Source organism: Bradyrhizobium sp. WYCCWR15520 (genome assembly GCF_056174665.1).
The window spans coordinates 198763-216466 of the sequence record NZ_JBWBWM010000012.1 but is presented as its reverse complement, the minus strand read 5'-3'; the positions used below and the strand labels follow the sequence as shown (position 1 = coordinate 216466).

General features: G+C 64.0%; 13 protein-coding genes. 6 read left to right on the top strand and 7 right to left on the bottom strand.

Annotation, left to right across the window (positions count from 1 at the left end):
* Positions 1 to 146 precede the first annotated feature (146 nt).
* A complete protein-coding gene (locus AC0QUY_RS16005; protein WP_475387527.1) occupies positions 147 to 2612 on the bottom strand; it encodes an adenylate/guanylate cyclase domain-containing protein in 2466 nt (821 codons plus the stop codon).
* A 208-nt stretch (positions 2613 to 2820) separates the two neighbouring features.
* On the bottom strand, positions 2821 to 4887 hold the full coding sequence (locus AC0QUY_RS16000; RefSeq protein ID WP_475387526.1) for an AsmA family protein: 2067 nt from the start codon (positions 4885 to 4887) through the stop codon (positions 2821 to 2823).
* 216 nt (positions 4888 to 5103) lie between these two features.
* On the opposite strand from AC0QUY_RS16000, the gene AC0QUY_RS15995 reads away from it, so the two are divergent.
* Entirely contained in the window at positions 5104 to 5778 is a 675-nt protein-coding gene (locus AC0QUY_RS15995; RefSeq protein WP_161850713.1) for a Crp/Fnr family transcriptional regulator, read from the top strand.
* A gap of 97 nt (positions 5779 to 5875) precedes the next feature.
* Here the strand turns inward: AC0QUY_RS15995 and AC0QUY_RS15990 are convergent, their stop codons facing one another.
* From AC0QUY_RS15990 to AC0QUY_RS15975, 4 genes are all read right to left on the bottom strand, one after another.
* On the bottom strand, positions 5876 to 9034 hold the full coding sequence (locus tag AC0QUY_RS15990; RefSeq protein WP_475387525.1) for an efflux RND transporter permease subunit: 3159 nt from the start codon (positions 9032 to 9034) through the stop codon (positions 5876 to 5878).
* Entirely contained in the window at positions 9034 to 9957 is a 924-nt protein-coding gene (locus AC0QUY_RS15985) for an efflux RND transporter periplasmic adaptor subunit (protein WP_161850711.1), read from the bottom strand. Before AC0QUY_RS15985 ends, AC0QUY_RS15990 begins: the two co-directional genes overlap by 1 nt.
* A gap of 146 nt (positions 9958 to 10103) precedes the next feature.
* Positions 10104 to 10775, bottom strand: a complete 672-nt coding sequence (locus tag AC0QUY_RS15980) for an OmpA family protein (RefSeq protein ID WP_475387524.1) — start codon at positions 10773 to 10775, stop codon at positions 10104 to 10106.
* 144 nt (positions 10776 to 10919) lie between these two features.
* Positions 10920 to 12407: a caspase family protein gene (locus AC0QUY_RS15975; RefSeq protein WP_475387523.1), complete on the bottom strand. Its 1488-nt coding sequence runs from the start codon at positions 12405 to 12407 to the stop codon at positions 10920 to 10922.
* Between the two features lie 514 nt (positions 12408 to 12921).
* Between AC0QUY_RS15975 and AC0QUY_RS15970 the strand changes: the two genes are divergently transcribed.
* Genes AC0QUY_RS15970 through AC0QUY_RS15960 form a run of 3 tightly spaced genes read left to right on the top strand, consistent with a single transcriptional unit; the run spans position 12922 to position 14979 of the window.
* The gene (locus AC0QUY_RS15970) at positions 12922 to 13728 is read left to right on the top strand and encodes an N-acyl homoserine lactonase family protein (protein ID WP_475387522.1); all 807 of its coding nucleotides are present in this window, start codon (positions 12922 to 12924) and stop codon (positions 13726 to 13728) included.
* 12 nt (positions 13729 to 13740) lie between these two features.
* Positions 13741 to 14622: an NAD(P)-dependent oxidoreductase gene (locus AC0QUY_RS15965; RefSeq protein WP_475387521.1), complete on the top strand. Its 882-nt coding sequence runs from the start codon at positions 13741 to 13743 to the stop codon at positions 14620 to 14622.
* 12 nt (positions 14623 to 14634) lie between these two features.
* Entirely contained in the window at positions 14635 to 14979 is a 345-nt protein-coding gene (locus AC0QUY_RS15960; protein WP_057860349.1) for a RidA family protein, read from the top strand.
* Between the two features lie 117 nt (positions 14980 to 15096).
* On the opposite strand, the gene AC0QUY_RS15955 is transcribed toward AC0QUY_RS15960, so the two are convergent.
* On the bottom strand, positions 15097 to 15612 hold the full coding sequence (locus AC0QUY_RS15955; RefSeq protein ID WP_246738478.1) for a MarR family winged helix-turn-helix transcriptional regulator: 516 nt from the start codon (positions 15610 to 15612) through the stop codon (positions 15097 to 15099).
* A gap of 199 nt (positions 15613 to 15811) precedes the next feature.
* Between AC0QUY_RS15955 and AC0QUY_RS15950 the strand changes: the two genes are divergently transcribed.
* A complete protein-coding gene (locus tag AC0QUY_RS15950) occupies positions 15812 to 17425 on the top strand; it encodes an FAD-dependent oxidoreductase (RefSeq protein WP_475387520.1) in 1614 nt (537 codons plus the stop codon).
* Between the two features lie 9 nt (positions 17426 to 17434).
* Entirely contained in the window at positions 17435 to 17674 is a 240-nt protein-coding gene (locus AC0QUY_RS15945) for a DUF2783 domain-containing protein (protein WP_161850705.1), read from the top strand.
* Positions 17675 to 17704: the final 30 nt, after the last annotated feature.

The window sequence follows — 17704 nt, the reverse complement described above, 5'->3', positions numbered from 1 at the left end:
TGCATGGGGTTGTTTTCCATATTTTTTGCTGGACGGCCGCAACAGCCTCGTAGGGCAGGCAAAGCGGAGCCGTGCCCCCACCGTGCAACGTCACGCTCCCGAGGGAATGGTAGGCACGCCTTCGCTTTACCTACCCTGCAAAGCAGCTACTGCATCTTCTTCCGCCGCGCCGCCGCTGCATCCACCACATTATCCACCGCCTCGCGCCAGCTCACGATCTCCGCCGCCAGGATCGGATGATTGAATCCCTTCAGGTTCAGATCATCGATCGGCCGGCCCTCGACCCACTGCTCCACCATGCCGTAGACGCGACGGCTCACCACGATCTGGTTGGCCTTGGCCTCGTCGCACAGCCGCGACGCCAGATTGGTGACGCTGCCGATCGCGGCGTATTCCAGGCGCTGCTCAAAACCGATCTGGCCGAGGGTGGCGTAGCCGAGCGCGACGCCGATGCCGAAGCCGAGATTGTGGCCGCGGTTGCGCCACTTCTCGGTCAGCCCGCCGACGGTGTCGCGCATCTCGACTGCCATGCGCACCGCGCGCGCGGTGTGGTCGTCGAACTGGATCGGCGCGTTGAACAGGATCATCACGCCGTCGCCGGCATAGCGGTCGAGCGTGCCCTCATATTTGAAGATCAGTTCGCCGAGCGCTGCGTGATATTCGCGCAGCACGTTCATCGCCTCTTCCGGCTCGGTGGTCTCGGTGAACGCGGTGAAGCCGCGCAGATCGCAGAACACCACCGTCACCTCGCGGCGGTGGCTGTCGAGCAGGCCCGCATGGCCGTCGGAGGAGGCGATAAGCTGCGCCACCTGCGGCGCCAGGAAACGCTCCAGCCGCCGGATGCGCTCGATCTCGGCGAGCTGCGTCTCCACCCGCTCCTCCAGCGATCTGTTCCAGTCGCGGAGCTGGTCGGTCTGCTCCTGCAGCTTGCTGGCCTGCTGGCTCACGATGCTGTTGGCGTCCTGAAGCTCGCGGCTCTTGTGATCCACTTCGGTGAACAGCCGCGCATTGCGCATCGCCAGCACCGCCTGGTGCGCAAACGTCTTCATCAGTCCGATCAAATTGGCGGAGAAGTCGCCTTCGTTCCGCCGCAGCACCACCAGTGATCCCAGAATGCCGGTCTGATCGACCAGCGGCACCACCAGCACCGAATGGAAGCCGGCCTCAACTGCGACGTCGCGCAGGGGATGTTCGGATATCGCGCTGAGCTGCGGGATCGCGATCGGCTCGCCGCTGGTCGCGGCTTCGCCGAGCGGCGAGTGGTCAGCGTCGATGGCGCGGTGGCGGCCCTCGGCGTCCTTGTCGATGCCGATCGCCTCCGTCAGGTTGAACTGATGATTGCCGGCGTCATAGCCATAAATCAGCACGGCGTCGGCATGGGTGATTTCGAGCGCGCGCGCGGCGACCGTCGGCAGCACGGCGTTGAGGTCGAGCGAGGAGGCGACCGCGCGGCCGACCTCCTCGAGCACCTTGAGCTCGTTGATCGATTGCGCCAGGTCCCGCGTCCGCTCCTTGACCTTGGATTCGAGGTTCGAATAGGTCTCGGCGAGCTGCCCGGCCATGCCGTTGAACTGGTTGGCGAGCTCCTCCAGCTCGTCCGCCGTCTTCACCTCGATGCGGTGGCCGAAATCGCCGGCGCCGAGCCGCCGCGCGCCGGCCTGCAGCGCCGTGATCGGCACCAGCATGCGCCGCGCCATGATGGTGCCGGCGATGATCGCGACCACGAGGCCGAGCCCGATCAGAAGCGCGATCCGCACCAGCTGGTCGCGGATCGGTGTCAGCGCCTGCGCCGTCGGCTGCTCGAAGAATACGCGCCAGCCGAGTTTCGGCACCACGCTCGATGTCGTCAGCACGGCGTCGCCCCTGACATCGGTGCCTGACGCCGGCGCGACGCCGCCGGGCTTGCTGACGGCCAGGACCTGCGGCAGCTTCGACAAATTCTTGCCGACCTCGGGCCCGTTCGAGGAAGTGGCCAGCACGTCGCCCCTGGCGTCCGTGACATAGGCGTACGCCACCCTGCCGATCTGGGCGTCGATCAGAAATTCAGAGAGGAAATCAAGATCGATTTCGGCCACCGTGACGGCGCCGTCGGCATGCGACAGCACGATCGACATGAACGGCCGCTCGCCGCGGAAGTAGGCCGGGGCAAAACTGGTGCCGCGTGCGGCGGTCTCGGTCAGCCTGACGTCCCGGGAGAAGTCCGCGTTGCTGCCAGGCGTGACGATCTGGCGCGTCATGCGGAGCTGTTCGCGGCCCTGGGCATTGAGCAGCGAGAGCTGGCTGACCTGAGAAACCTGACGCAGCAATTGGGCGTAGTCGGCGCGGCGGAGCTCCAGCGTTGCGGCTTCGCTGTCTTTGGTGGCGCTGGCGCGCGTCACCCAGGAAATCTGCCGCTCAAGGTCGGAGAGCGACTGCTGGATGCGCTTGGCGGTCGCCTCCGCCTTGTCCGACATGCCGTCGTGGAGCGAGCTCTTGATGCCGCGATAGGTGATCCAGATTTCCATCGCGCCGTTGACGGCCAGCACGAACACGACGAGCCCGACCAGCGCGACGACGTATTTGGCGAACAGCCCCTCGCGCAGAAACCAGACCCTGTCCTTGCCCTCGCTCATCCGGACCCTCGTGCGCCACGCCCAGAATAGCGCGCGCATCCGTTCGTCGCTTGTGGGGCATGCCACAATTGGCGCCCCGGATGAGGGCCTGTTTAGCACGAATTGACAGGACCGGCGGCCCGTCCGCCAGCATGGTTAGCCACGATTCCAGGCAGAAAATCGTGGGATTCGTCGTCGCGGCCGGGCGCGGGGCGAGGCAGGGCCGCACTCACCGATTGAACAACTGCCGTAACACCTCGTTCATCGGCTGGCTGTCCTGCTGCGCGGTCGTATCGCCGGGCGGCACGGGAGCGGCAGGCTCGGCCGGCGCGGCTTGGGGTGGCGCAGCCTGGGTTGGCGCCTCGGCTGGCGAGGTCGGAGTCAGGCTGCGTTGACCACCCGGCCGCGCGCCGCCCGGGCCTTGTCCTAATCCGCTCAAGCCCTGCTGAATCAGATTGCCGATGGTCTCGCCGAGCTGGCCGCCGAGCGGCTCGTTCGGCTTGCCGGCCTGACCGGCGCCAGGTGTATTGCCCTGTCCGCCGGCCGCCCCGGGTTGTCCGCCGAGCAGGTTGCCGATCGCAGCGCCAAGCCCGGCGCCATTGGGCCCGAACAGGCCCTTGCCCATTTCTTTCAGCTTGGCATAGCCCGCTTCCGGATTGTCGAGGATGCCCTGCATCTCCGGATAGATCCGTGGGCTCCCCCACGGGCCCTCGATCATCACGGGAATGCCGAACCCGACCGGATCGCCGGCGCGGCCCTGGCCTTCGGTGGTCATCACGAGTTTTGGCTCGACGCGAAAACCGATCTGCTTGGTGCCGAGATCGATGGTGCCGACGCCGGTCATCTTCACCAGCGGCCCGACGAGGTTGAGATCGGTGGTCTGCGCCTGGCCCTTGTCGATCCTGAACGACGCCGACAATTGCGACAGATCCGTCGCCTTTTCCGCGCTCTCCTGCCAGCCCGACAGCGTACTCGCCGTCAGCGAGCGGATCATCTGCGCGACATTGAGCCCCTTGATCGCGCCGTCCTGGAACACGACGAAGGCGGTGCCGGCCATGTTCGACATGATCGCGCGCTGGCTGATGCCGGAGGAGCGCACGCTGATCTTCGCCTGCATCTTGCCGTCGAGCTTGTCGAAATCGGCAAGGCCGCTCAGTAGCGGCAGCGCGCGCACGCCGGTGAGATCGGCCTGCATCGCATAGGTGGGAGTGGCGGTGGAGACGTCGGCGGTCAGGTCGCCGCTGGCGCTGCCCTCGTAGGCGCCGAGATTGGAAACCTGCGCCTTCAGGACACCGCTTGTAAGGTTGGCGTCGATCGCGGCGGGGGTGAAGCGCGCGTCGCCGATCTTGAGTTCGGCCGCGGAAATGCGCGCTTGCAGGTCGACGTAATTGAGGCCGTTGACGTCGATCGTCGCATTGCTCCAGGGCTGCGCCGAGGAATCGGGGCTGCGCGACATCTCGACCGTGAGGCGCTGGAAATCGAGATCGAGTTTCACCAGCGGCTTGCTCGACAGATCGACCGAGGCCCAGCCGTTGAATGCGCCGTCGCCAAGCGCGCCGGTGACGCTGTTGATCATCACGACCGAGCCGTTGAGCCGGGCTTCGGCCTTGGCCGTGAGCTGCGCGGTCAGCAGGCCGGGCGCGTCGATCTTGATCTCGGCCGGGATGTTCTGCCGCTCGACCGGTGCTGCGGGCAGCGCCGCCTTGACCTCGAATTTCAGCGGAGAGCCGCTGCTGCGCCCGCTGCCGGTCAGCACGACCTTGCGGTCGGCATCGACAGTGATGTCGGCGTTGACGGTCTCGATCCTTCTCTCGACGCGATCGCGCACATTGGAGAGCACGATGGTGCCGCCGGTGATGCTGACATGCTCGATCGAAAAGGCATCAGCGGACTTGCCGCTCGCGGGCTTCGTGGCAGGAGTAGCGTCCCTCGCGCGCTCGCGTTGCAGCGGCAGATGCACCACGGGGCGGATGATGACGAGGTCGGTGATCTGCGGCTTGCCGGCCCACAGGCTCGCAAGCGTCACGTCCGCCTCGATGCTCGCGGCCGTGAAACGGCGATTGATGTCGCGATCCCTGGGATTCTCCAGCGTGACGTCGTTCAGCCGGATATTGAGCTGCGGCCACAGGCCGATCCTGGCGCCGCCATTGATGGCGAGCTTGTAGCCGGTCTCGCGCTCGACCCGCTCCTGGATCTGCGCCGTCAGGTAGCCGGAGGGGACGCCGATCACCAGCAGCAGCGCGATGACGACGATCACGGCGGCAATGGCGGCGCCGGCAATTTTCAGTGCTTTCATATCGATATTCCAGACCGCGCAAACGGCTCTTATTTCGGTGGTTCGACACGCCGTCGCAACCGGTCAGGCGAGCTTATCCCGGAAGGGATAGCGCCCAAAGCAGCCAAAAATATTCCGCAGGTGCTGCAAACTTATGTGACTTATGACACACTCGCCGGCAGGAGAAACCTGCTAACGGCGTTCGGGGGCGGTAAAGCCGATCTGGAAGGCAATACAATGAGCAAACAGGCCGAATTTGCGGTCATTTTGAAAATGAACCCGATGTTCGCCGATTTGGGCGCCGACGAATTGCAGCGCATTTCCGGCCTTTGCCACACCCAGCAGCTCGGCGTCGGCGAAATGTTGTTCCAGAAGGGGGATCCCGGCAATGCCCTGTACGGGGTCCGCCGCGGCCAGATCCGGATCGAAACCGGCGCCTCCGACGGCAGCCGCCTGACGCTGAATTTCATGGGTCCCGGCGATCTCTTTGGCGAGGTCGCCGTGCTCGACGGCCAGAGCCGTACCGCGGACGCGACCGCCGGGGAGCCGTCGGAACTGTTCGTGCTGCGGCGCGAGGATTTCCTCGCCTTCCTGGAGCGCGAGCCCAAGGTCGCGATCAAGATCATCATGCTCTTGTGCCAGCGTATCCGCTGGCAGAGCGAGCGAATGGAAGAGTCCGTGCTGCAACCGCTGCCGGTTAGGTTGGCGCGACGGCTCTGTGCACTGGCTTCCGATTTCGGCTCCGAAGTGCACATCTCGCAGGAGCAACTCGGCGTCTTCGTCGGCGCCGCCCGCGAAAGCGTCAACCGTCAACTGCAGCTCTGGCGCAAGGACGGCATTCTCGACCTGCAGCGCGGCCGGATCCTGCTGCAGAACATGACCAAGCTGACGGCGGTAGCGAGGAACGAGTAGGCTCTATCGCGCGCGTGACGCGATAGAGATATCCGGCAAATATCCCGGAGAGCGTGGAAAAGCGATCGCTAACGGGGTCGCTTGAGGTGCCGCACCTCTACTTCGCCGCAGGCCACATCGCCGGCGGCGCTGAAGGCGGACCCTTGGCCGGTGGCTCCTTGTGATCCGATCCGTGGTCGCCAGTCTCCGTCTCGCCGCTTGACACCAGGAGCTTCTGGCCGAAGCGCCAGCACAGGGCGCCGAGATCGTCCATCACCATGAACATCGCCGGCACGAACACCAGCGACAGGATGGTGGAGAAGATCAGGCCGCCGATCACGGCGAGCGCCATCGGGGAGCGGAATTCGCCACCGGCGCCGAAAGCGAGCGCAGAAGGCATCATGCCCGCGGCCATCGCGATCGTCGTCATCACAATCGGGCGCGCGCGCTTCATGCCGGCGTCGATCATGGCGTCTTCGCGCTTCTTGCCCTCGCGGATTGCCTCGACCGCGAATTCGACCAGCATGATGGCGTTCTTGGTGACGATACCCATCAGCATCAGGATGCCGATCCACACCGGCGTCGTGAGCTGCTTGCCGGTCAGCAGCAACGCCGCGATCGCGCCGCCGATCGAGAGCGGCAGCGAGAACAGAATGGTGATCGGCTGCAGGAAGGTGCCGAACAGCAGCACCAGCACTGCGTAGACCATCATCAGGCCGGCGGTGATGGCGGTGGCAAAGCCTTCCGACAATTCGTTCAGGCTCTCGGCGTCGCCCGACGGGCTCACCTTCACGCCTTTCGGCAGGCTCTTCATGACCGGAAGGTCGTAGATCTTCTTGGTGGCGTCGCCGAGCGCTGCGTTGCCGACGAGATCGGCGGCAACAGTTGCCTGCCGTTCGCGATCGTAACGGTTGATGCTGGTCGGCCCCTGATCGAGCTGGATGTCGGCGACAACCGACAGCGGCACGCCGCCGCGTTCGCCGCGCTGTCCGAGTGGCACCCGCAATTGCTGCAGCATCTGCAGATCGCTGCGCGCGCTGTCCTCGAGCTGGACGCGGATCGGCACCTGACGGTCGCCGGCATCGAATTTCGCCAATGCCGGACCGACGTCGCCGATGGTGGCCACGCGGATCGTCTGCGACAGGCTTTCGGTGGAGACGCCAAGCCTTGCCGCCAGTTCTGCTCGCGGCCGGATGCGCAGTTCCGGCCGGTCGAGCGAGGTTTCCGAAATCACGTTGGCGATGATCGGAATCCGCTTCATCTGCGTCGCCAGCTCGCTGGCGACGTTGTTGACGATGTTGCTGTCGACACCGGTGACGACCAGCGAAATCGCGCGCAAGCCGTTTTCGTCGAGGAACCAGAACCGAATATCGGGAACGTTCTCCAGTTCCTGGCCGATCTCGAGTTCGAGCTGCCGCTGGGTTATCTTGCGATCGGCCTTCGGCGTGTAATTGATGATCAGCGCAGCGCGGCGAACTTCCTGCGTCCCGGGCGGCACCCGTCCGCCGTCGACGAAGATGCTCTTCACCTCGGGCCGCTTGCGCAGCCGCGCCACGATTTCTTCCGTCACCTTCTCGGTGTAGGCGAGCTGCGAACCCGGCGGCAGCTCCATCGCCAGCAGCGAGCGCGCTGTATCCTGCGCCGGCAGGAAGCCTTGCGGCAGCAGCGTGATGCTCCAGATCGAGGCCGCGAACACGCCGAAGCCGATCAAGACGGTGATGAAATAGTGTTTCACCGACCAGGTCACGAGTTTGGCGTAGGTTTGCAGGATACGGCCAGGCGGCGGGTCGTCGTGCGGGTGATCCTTCAGGAAATAGGCGGCGAGCACCGGTGTGACGAAGCGGGCGGCAAGCAGCGAGAAGAACACCTGCACCGATACGGTGATGCCGAACTGCTTGAAGAACTGCCCGGCGATCCCTGACATGAAGCTGGCGGGCGCAAAGATCGCGATGATGGTCAGCGAAATCGCGATCACGGCGAGGCCGATTTCGTCGGCCGCTTCCAGCGCGGCACGATAGGGCGATTTGCCCATGCGTATGTGGCGCACGATGTTCTCGATCTCGACGATGGCGTCGTCGACCAGAATGCCGGTCGACAGCGTGATGGCGAGGAAGGACACCAGGTTCAGCGAGAAGCCGAGCAGATCCATCGCCCAGAACGCCGGGAAAATCGACAGCGGCAGCGAGATCGCGGCGATGATGGTGGCTCTGATATCGCGCAGGAACAGCAGCACGACGATCACCGCGAGGATTGCGCCCTCGAACAAGGTCGAGATCGCCGCATCGTAATTGCCCTTGGTGAAATCGACCGAGGTGTCGATCAGCTTGAGGTCGACGTCGGGATAGGCAACCTTCAGCGCATCGATGCGCTTCTGCACCGCGGCGGCGACCACCACGTCGCTGGCGCCCTTCGAGCGCTTGATGCCGAGCGCCACCACCGGCTCGCCGTTGAAGCGGGCAAAGGTCCGTCGGTCGGCGATGGTGTCGGTGACGGTGCCGAGATCGTCGAGCCGTACCTCGCCGCCGCCGAACAGCGGGATCATGGTGCCGGCGAGTTCGTTCAGCGTCTTGGCGCCGGCCAGTGTGCGGATCGCCTGGTCGTTCTTGCCGATTTCGGCGCGGCCGCCGGCGAGGTCGACATTGGTGCCGCGCAGGATCTGGCTGACGTTGACCGCCGTCAAGCCGGCCGCCTGCAGGCGGTCGGGATCGAGCGACACCAGGATCTCGCGCTCGACACCGCCGATGCGCTCGACCTGCGCCACGCCTCGCACGCCCTGCAGCGCGCGTTTGACGACGTCGTCGACGAAATAGGAAAGCTGCTCCGGCGTCTTGCCGGGCGAGATCGCGGCATAAGTCACGATCGGCAGGCCGATCACGTCGACGCGCTGGATCAGCGGCTCGTTGACGTTTTGCGGCAGGTTGGCGCGGACGCGGGTGACGGCATCCTTGACGTCGTTCAGCGCGCGATCGGTGTTGGTCTCCAGCGCGAACTGGATCGTGGTTACCGAGAGCCCGTCGGTGATCGACGACGAAATATGCCGCACGCCCTCGACGCCGGATACGCCGTCCTCGATGGTCTTGGTGACCTGCGCTTCCAGCTCGGCCGGAGCCGCGCCGAACTGCGCGACCGCGACCGAAATCACGGGGATGTCGGCGCTTGGCAGCCGCGTCACCGCGAGCTTGGTGAAGCTGACCCAGCCCAGGACCAGGAGAATGATTGAAAAGACGATCGATGGAAGCGGATTCCGGATCGACCAAGCCGAGATGTTCAAAGCCATTAGCGTGCCCGCGTGCGCTCGAGTTCGTCGGCGAACATGGTCTTGACCTGGTCCCCGTCATGCAGCGAGGTGCCAGCATCGGCCACGACGATTTCGCCGACGTCGAGGCCTTCAAGAATTTCAGTTGAGGTTTCGGAAGTCAGGCCGACCCGGACCTTTCGAGTCTCGATGGTGTTGCCCTTGACCACCTGCAGGGTCAGGCGGTCGATGGCGGTGCGCGGGACGGCGACGCCGCAGGAGCGCTTGGCGTCGATATTGGCGCGGGCAAACATGCCGACCTTGAGCGAGGGATTGTTGTTGAGCGAAATCCGCACCTTGCCGAGCTGGGTGGTGCGATCGATCTGCGGCGAGATCTGCCGGACCTTGCCGACGACATCGGGCGCGTCGTCACGGCTGATGCGCACCGTGGCACCCGGATTGAGCTTGAGCAGATGAACGCTCGGCACTTCGGCTTCGAGCTCGATTTCATTGTTCACGGAAATGCGGAACATCGGACCCGCCTGGGGCGAAGCCGGCGCGCCGATCGCGGTCCGGGCCTCGGTAACAAGGCCGGCCGCCGGCGCGCGAAGCGAGACCGGTCCGGGCCGGCCGGCGGGGGCGCCTGGCATTTGCGGCGGGGCAGTGAGGCGCGCCATCTCCTGGTTTTCGGTGACCGTATCGCCTTCCTTGACGAACAGATCGGTGACCCGGGAGCCTTCCTGATCGACGCCGACCTGAGCCTCGCGGCGCGGCACGATGAAGCCGGTAACGCGGACCATGTCGGAGAAGCAGGCATTGGTGGATTTGGTCACGATCACCAGCGCCTGGCCCGGCGTGTCCTTTGGTTCGGCACGAGGACGGTGCTCGAACCAGTAATAACCAACGGCCACAACGGCAACGAAGGCCGTTCCGAGCGCAGGTTTGAGGTATTCGGAGAATTTCATCGCCGCATCAATCCAGACTGAAAGTCAAATTTAAACAGGCACATTGAGCCGGCCGAAGGCCTGCAATGGCGCCCAAAACGAATACGTCCCGCACGGGGGGCTGCGGGACGTATTGTAGCCGGAAACTATTGCTCGACGCCACGCCCTTACTTGGCCGACGCCGTGGCCTTGTTTTCCATGTTGACGACCTGGACGCGGCGGTTCACTTCCGCCAACGGCTGGCCCGGATCCTTGAGCTTGCTCTTGCCATATCCGACGGTGACGAGATCGGTGCCGTTGATGCCATATTTGTCGACGAGATAGCGCTTGATCGAGTCGGCGCGGCGTTCGCTGAGGTCCTGATTGTAGGCCTCGCCGCCTGCCGCATCGGTGTGGCCCGCGACCACGAAGGTCGAGCCCTTGAGGTCATTGTTCGTGAGGGCGCGGCCGAGCGCCTGCACCGACGGCAGCGACTTCGCGCTGATGTCGGCCGAGTTGTAGTCGAAATTGATCTCAAGATCGATCTTCGGCTTGTCCTTGACGATGGCGGCGATTTCCTCGCGCTCGGCGGTCGAGAGCGAACGCGTGGAGCGGCCGCGGATCTTCTGCACGAATTTGCTTTCGGCGGCGGATACGGTCGGATCGACGGTCGTTTGCGGTCCGACCGAGAGGCCACGGGTGAGCGGCTTCTTTTCGGGCGCCAGTGCGCGGACGATCTGATCCTCGGTGACGTTCTTATCCTGTGCCAGGGCAGTTCCCGCACTCAAGCAAACGGCGGTGCTGAGCGCCGCAACCGAGACGATTGCGGTTAGGGTTTTCGTTGCTGAGAAATTCGCCATTGCTGTCCCCTCCTGCGGGCTTCCCACGCGGTTCCAATATCGTCCAAATGAGCTGCCGAGCCCGATTGCGGCCGGCTGCTATGCTTTAGTCTTTGCGCCGGCCACAGGGTTCGAGTGGCCGACAGCCTTCACTTAAAAAAATCGTCACTGCACCCCGTAATCAGCGAATTCCTTGACGATATTGGGGTCCATCGCCTTCGCATTGTTAATGTCGAGATCGCCTTCCGAAATCGAGCCGTTGCGCTTCTTGGCAAGGCCGCGGCCGTACAGCGACGAGGTCAATCTCGGGTTGATCTTGAGAGCGGCGTCGAAATCAGCGATTGCATTCTTGTTCTGGCCGCTCTTCAGGTTGACGAGACCGCGGCTGTCGAGCGCGTCGACGAAATTCGGCCGCAGCCGCAGCGCTTCGTTGCAATCCTTCAGGGCCGCTTGCAGGTCGCCGATCACCGTGCGCGCCCAGCAGCGGTTGTTGTAGGCTTCCACATCCTTCGGGTTCAGCCGCAGTGAATTGTTGAAGTCCTTGATGGCGAGTTCGTAGGCGCCCTTGCTGGCATAGACCTGGCCGCGCCGGTACAGCGCGGCAGCGTCGTCCGGATTGTCATTGAGCTTGGTGGTCAGGCTCTTGATCGTCGGGTCGTCGGCCAGCGCGAGCACGGTCGGGCTGGGACTCTCGACCGGCTTGGCCGGTGGCGGAGGCGGCGGAATCGCGGCTTCAACCGGTTTCGTCGGCGCCGGAGGAGGTGGTGCGGGCGGCGGCGCAGGCGCGGCCACCTGGGGCGTGGCAGGTGCGGGAGCCGGCGGAGGCGGAGCGGGGGCGGGAGGTGGAGGTGGCGCTGCGGCCACCGGAGCTGGCGGCGGACTGGCCGGCCGCGGACCGGTACCGCTCGGGATAAAGGAGAAATCTTCCGCCAGCGACGACGAGATCCACGGCACCTGCTCCTGGCGCGAGGCGCGGGTGACGCCGACGCGGGTGCGGTTCAGCGTTTCTTCCGCCATCAGATCGGGGGTGCGGATTTCCTTCAGCAGCTCTTTCACAAACAGGCTGCGGTCGCTGCCATTGTCGGAAACGACCGACGAGAGCGCGGCCGAATACATCACCAGCGTGCCGTTCGGCGCAATCACCGGCGCAAGGCCGGCGGAAAAGCTGCGAAACCGGCGCTCGAACGGATTGCGCCTGGAGGCGTCGATCAGCGCGATCTTGACCCCGGCGCCGCGGCTGTTGATCTCGCCGAGCACGGTCTCGAGGCTGAAACCGTCGCGGCGAACGTCGGGCTCGGTCCAGATCTGCGCATCGACCGGGATCATGTAGCTCTGGCGGCTCGACTGCACGCCAAAGCCGGAGAAGAAGATCAGTGCGACCGAGCCCGGCTTGATCTTGGCGTACAGGCGCTCGAAGGCGCGGCGCATCTGCTCGCCGGTCAGGTTCTCGCCGATATCGACATTGAAGCCGTCGCGCTTCAGCTCCTCGGCGATGTCGCGCGCATCGTTGATCGGCTCCTTGAGCGGCGCCTCGGCGTCCGGATATTTCGCGTTGCCGATCACCAGCGCATAACGTTCGCCGGCTGCGAACGACGGGGCGACCGACGCCACCGCAAAAAACAGGGAGAAAAACAATACAAGGCGGGTTTTCATATTGACGGCAATCCAGCCAAAATGGCGCCGATACCAGCTCGCGCCGCGGCGACCATACTCTACGCTCCCTGCATTATCAAACCGCGTGCACTGCCCGTCAACCGCTTGCGATATCGTCACTAATTGCGACAATTAACCGCGACCGCACGTCGCGAATGAAGCGGAGTTAACACTGTTGAACGGCGGCAACACCCAAAGGCGTGATCGGGTTCGTGCAATAGGTTCCCGATCCGTTTGGCCATCCTTTCGCCGATAGCCGGCTGCGTCTGGATATCGCGGTCGTGGCCCGCGAAGGCGGGGCGTCCGGTATGTCGCGGCCGGTCGCCTTGATTGCTGCTGCTCTGGAATTGCGGGGAGCCCGTAGGGTTGGCAACCGCCGATGGTAATGTGATCCCTCTCACATAGCTCTGCAATTGTTACGCGGGCGTCATTCGCGCGCTGCGTTTGACCTTTGCGGATGACGATGGCTTGCTGCCGCATCGGCAAAGTTCACAACAAAGAAAAAGCGACACCGATGGGAAATGCCTACGAAATCTACGCACTGCGCTACGCGACGATGTCGCCGCGCACGCCCCATTTGAATTTTCTGGTCCCCGATCCGCACGAGACCACGGCGCAGGATCTCGATTATTTCGTCTGGCTGATCCGAGGGGGCGGCCGCGACATCCTGGTCGATACCGGCTTCAATGCCGAAGAAGCCAAGGCACGTGCGCGCAAGCTTACGCTCAATCCGGTCGACGCGCTGGCGGGCTTTGGCGTCGCCGCCGACACGATCCGCGACGTGATCGTCACCCATTTGCACTACGACCACGCCGGCAATCTCGATCGCTTTCCGAACGCGCGGTTTCATCTGCAGGAGCGCGAGATGAGCTACGCGACGGGGCGCTGCATGTGCAACGGCATGCTGCGGCATCCGTTTTCGGTCGAGCACGTCACCACGATGGTGCGTCATGTCTATGGCGAGCGCGTCACCTTTCATTCCGGCGACGGCGAGATCGCGCCCGGCGTGACGGTGCATCGCGTCGGCGGCCATTCCGACGGCTTGCAGGTGGTGCGCGTGGAAACCGCGCGCGGGCCGGTGGTGCTGGCGTCGGATGCGGCGCATTACTACGCCAATCTGCACAAGCGCAGCCCGTTTCCGATCGTCTACAATGTCGGTGACATGGCGCAGGGCTGGGAGACCGTCGAGCGGCTGGCCGGCCATCCCGACCGTTTCATTCCCGGCCACGATCCGATCGTCAGCGAGATTTATCCGCGCGCCAGCGACAAGGTCGATGCGTTCGCGCTGCATCTCGCGCCATCGCGTTCTTTCGCGAAATAGGTTCTCAGGGAAATGACCGAGTACAAGACTCTCGGCTTCATTGGCCTCGGCGTGATGGGCGAGCCGATCTGCCGCAATCTCGTCAAGAAGAGCGGCAAGCGCGTCCTTGCCTTTGATCTGTCGCCGGAGCCGCTGGCGCGGCTCAAGGCCGACGGTACCAACATTGCGGCTTCCGTTGCCGACGTCATCAAGCAAAGCGATTTGCTGTTCCTGTGCCTGCCGAGCGCCAAGCATGTGCGGGCGGTGTTTGAGGGCAACGGCATTCTCGAGAATATTCGCAGCGGTCAGGTCGTGGTCGATCTCGGCACGTCCTCGGTTAGTCAGACCCGCGATTTCGCGCGCCAATTGCAAGCCAAAGGCGCGTTCTGGGCCGATGCGCCGATCGCGCGCACGCGGCAGGCGGCGCAGGATGGCACGCTCAGCGTCATGGTAGGAACGACGGCTTCGCTTTACGCCGATATCGAGCCGCTGCTCCGCTGCTTTGCTACCGACGTCACCCATTGCGGCGACGTCGGCGCGGGACAGGTGACAAAAATCCTCAACAATATGGTGCTGTTCGAAACCGTCAACGCGCTGGCCGAGGCTGTTGCGGTCGCAAAGCACAATGGCGTCGATCCGAAGCTGCTGCTCGATACGCTTTCAAAAGGCTCGGCCGACAGCTTTGCGCTCCGCAATCACGGTATGAAGGCGATCGTAACAGGCAATTTCCCGGAACGCGCATTCTCCACCGAATATGCGCTGAAGGATTTGTCCTACGCGCTGGAGCTCGCGTCCGACGCCGGATTGCGGATTCGCGGTGCGGAGTTGATCGGCACCGTGTTGCAGGAAGCGATCGATGCCGGGTCCGGAGACAATTATTTCCCTGTCATCGCGAAACATATTGGCAGCCGCTAACCGGAGACGATCATGATCCAACGCTTTGCAGGGCTCACACCCACCCGCAGCCGCGCCGTCGCGCACGACGATCTGGTCTTCACGGTGGCGGTCGCGCCCGATCCCGTCAGCCCTTCGATGTACGAGCAGAGCGTCAAGGCGCTCGCCCGGATCGACGAAAGCCTCGCGCTGTGCGGCACGGACAAGAGCAAGATCCTGTCGGCCATCGTCTATATCGCCGACATCAAGCAGAAGGCCGAGATGAACCGGGCCTGGGACGAGTGGGTCGATCGCAAGAATCCGCCGATGCGCGCCTGCCTCGGTGTCGATCTCGAGCCGCCGCATATTGTGGAGATCGTAGTCACGGCGGTGAAGTAGTCGTAGCTGTCCCAGCCGTCATTGCGAGGGCGATAGCAATGAAGCCATCCATCTTTCCGCGCGCGCGGACAGATGGATTGCTTCGCTTCGCTCGCAATGACGCGGAGAGAGCGCAGCTCAGTACGCTTCCTTCGCATCTGCCTCTTCGCTGGTCTGCACCAGCTCAAGGCTTTCTTCGATCTTGCCGAGCAGCCGCGCGAGATCCCGCCGCTCCTGCGCGGAAAGGCAGGACAAAATCTCCTGCTCCTTGCGCAACAGGCGCGGGATCAGTTCCTCATAGAGCTGCGCGCCCTTGCGCGTCAGGCGAAGTCGGAATTCGCGCCGGTCATCCTCGTTCTCGACGCGCTCGATGATCTGTCGCTTCATCAGCGACGTGACCGCGCGGCTGATGGTGGATTTGTGGGTGCGGGTGCAGTGGGCGATGTATTGCGCGCTGCAGGCATCGTGACGGAAGCCGAGCGTCGCCAGCACGCGCCATTCCGGAATGTCGAGGCCGTAGCGGGCTGCATATTCGACCGAGAGCGCGGAACTGACTTCCGCCGCCAGCCGGTTGAGCTGGAACGGTACGAATTTGAAGAGGTCGAGCCGCGCGGCTTTTTTCGGCGCGCTCTCTTCCTCTGGGCCGGCAGCCATTTCGCCTGACATCGCTTTTGGCAAGAATCGCCTCGATTTGGGTTGACGCCGGACCCGGCCCGGGGTTTAAGATAGTTGCAGGTGAGACTAATTTAGCAGGACCACAGGTTACTAGCTAGCGTTTTCGAGCGAAGTGGATACCGGTTCGCGTGAAGAAAACGCGTCAAAACAAGATCTCTAGTCACGGGGTTGAGCCCGCATGGCGCTGACTAAAACCCAGTTCGGCTATCGTCGCCACCCCGACCAGGACCGGGCAGGCGCCAACACGGCCGAACACGCGATCGTGGTGGTCGGCGCGGGTCCCATCGGGCTGTCGCTGGCGATCGATCTGGCGCAGCGCGGGCAATCGGTCGTGCTGCTCGACGATGCTGACCGGATCGGCGAGGGTTCACGGGCGATCTGCTTCTCAAAACGCTCGCTCGAATTCTGGGACCGGCTCGGCATCGGGCAGCGCATGGTCGACAAGGGCGTGGTGTGGAGCGTCGGCAAGATCTTCCACGGCGATTCCCAGCTTTATCAATTCAATCTGCTGCCGGAGGAAGGCCACAAGCGGCCGGCCTTCATCAACCTGCAGCAATTCTACGCGGAGGCCTATCTGGTCGACCGCGTCGAGGAACTGCCTGCCATCGACCTGCGCTGGCGCAACAAGGTGACGGGGCTCGAGCCGCGCAACGACGGTGTGGTGCTGACGATCCAGACGCCTGACGGTCCCTATCGGCTGGCGGCGCAATATGTCGTCGCCTGCGACGGCGCCCGGTCCTCGTTGCGGCAGCTGGTGGGCGCGGAATTTGCGGGGCAGGTATTCGAGGACCAGTTCCTGATCGCCGACGTCAAGATGACTGCGGCATTCCCGACCGAGCGCTGGTTCTGGTTCGATCCGCCGTTCCATGCCGGCCGCTCCGCGCTGCTGCACAAGCAGCCGGACGACATCTGGCGGATCGACCTGCAGCTTAATCGTTTTGCCGATCCCGCCGTCGAAAAGCTGCCCGAGAATGTGCGGCCACGCATCGCCCGCATGCTCGGCCACGACAACTTCGATTTCGAATGGATCTCGCTTTACAAATTCCAGTGCCGGCGCATGAACAAGTTTATCCATGGCCGGGTGATATTTGCCGGCGATGCCGCGCATCAGGTCTCGCCGTTCGGCGCCCGCGGCGCCAATTCCGGGCTGGAGGATGCCGAAAATCTGGCGTGGAAGCTCGATCGGGTGCTGCGGGGAACCTCGCCCGAGGCGCTGCTTGACAGCTACCACATCGAGCGAAGCGCCGCGGCCGACGAGAACATCCGCGAATCCACCCGCTCGACCGACTTCATGGCGCCCAACTCCCACCAGGAGGCGCGGCTGCGCAAGGCGGTGCTGTCGCTCGCCAAGGAAACCGAGTTCGGCAAGCGCATGGTGAATGGCGGACGGCTCTCGACGCCCTCGATCTACGAGACGCCACTGTCGACCGCTGATGGCGATTGCTGGCGCGGCGGCCCGCGTCCCGGTGCCTCGATGCCGGACGCGCCGGTTGCAGGGCAGGGTGGCGAACCGACCTATCTCACCGATGCCTTCATCGGCGTCGGAACGGGATTCACGCTGCTGGAGTTTAGCAATGGCGTTCCGCCGGAACGGCCCGACGGATTGGGCACGATCCGGATTGGCGGCAAAGGGGGGCTGGCCGATTCTGCAGGCCTTGCCGCCAGGCGTTACGATGCCGAGCCCGGCACCGCCTATCTGCTGCGCCCCGACGGCTACGTGGCGGCGCGCTTCCGCCACCCGACGCGGGCGGCGCTCGATGCCGCGCTGGCGCGTGCCGCAGGCCACAACTGAGGTTTCGTCATGGCGCTATCGACCAGTTCGAACTTTGCGAAGCCCGACGACGCGTTCCGCGCCATCGTCGAGGCGCATCATGGGCTCAACGACGAACAAAGCGCCGATCTCGATGCGGCGCTGGTTCTCATTCTCGCCAATCACATTGGCGACCTCGATGTGCTGAAGGAGGCCATCGCGCTCGCCGCCCAGCGCATGCTCGGTGCGAGCCAGCAGCAACAGCAACAACAACAGCAATCGCAGCAATAGTTCACGTCCCGAACGAAGTCAGGAATCGAA

Bases quoted from the DNA above. Each gene is read 5' to 3' on its own strand.
- AC0QUY_RS16005 (WP_475387527.1), bottom strand. From the start codon at position 2,612: ATGAGCGAGGGCAAGGACAGGGTCTGGTTTCTGCGCGAGGGGCTGTTC.
- AC0QUY_RS15965 (WP_475387521.1), top strand. From the start codon at position 13,741: ATGACCGAGTACAAGACTCTCGGCTTCATTGGCCTCGGCGTGATGGGC.
- AC0QUY_RS15955 (WP_246738478.1), bottom strand. From the start codon at position 15,612: ATGGCTGCCGGCCCAGAGGAAGAGAGCGCGCCGAAAAAAGCCGCGCGG.
- AC0QUY_RS15985 (WP_161850711.1), bottom strand. From the start codon at position 9,957: ATGAAATTCTCCGAATACCTCAAACCTGCGCTCGGAACGGCCTTCGTT.
- AC0QUY_RS15950 (WP_475387520.1), top strand. From the start codon at position 15,812: ATGGCGCTGACTAAAACCCAGTTCGGCTATCGTCGCCACCCCGACCAG.
- AC0QUY_RS16000 (WP_475387526.1), bottom strand. From the start codon at position 4,887: ATGAAAGCACTGAAAATTGCCGGCGCCGCCATTGCCGCCGTGATCGTC.
- AC0QUY_RS15975 (WP_475387523.1), bottom strand. From the start codon at position 12,407: ATGAAAACCCGCCTTGTATTGTTTTTCTCCCTGTTTTTTGCGGTGGCG.
- AC0QUY_RS15990 (WP_475387525.1), bottom strand. From the start codon at position 9,034: ATGGCTTTGAACATCTCGGCTTGGTCGATCCGGAATCCGCTTCCATCG.
- AC0QUY_RS15995 (WP_161850713.1), top strand. From the start codon at position 5,104: ATGAGCAAACAGGCCGAATTTGCGGTCATTTTGAAAATGAACCCGATG.
- AC0QUY_RS15960 (WP_057860349.1), top strand. From the start codon at position 14,635: ATGATCCAACGCTTTGCAGGGCTCACACCCACCCGCAGCCGCGCCGTC.
- AC0QUY_RS15980 (WP_475387524.1), bottom strand. From the start codon at position 10,775: ATGGCGAATTTCTCAGCAACGAAAACCCTAACCGCAATCGTCTCGGTT.
- AC0QUY_RS15970 (WP_475387522.1), top strand. From the start codon at position 12,922: ATGGGAAATGCCTACGAAATCTACGCACTGCGCTACGCGACGATGTCG.
- AC0QUY_RS15945 (WP_161850705.1), top strand. From the start codon at position 17,435: ATGGCGCTATCGACCAGTTCGAACTTTGCGAAGCCCGACGACGCGTTC.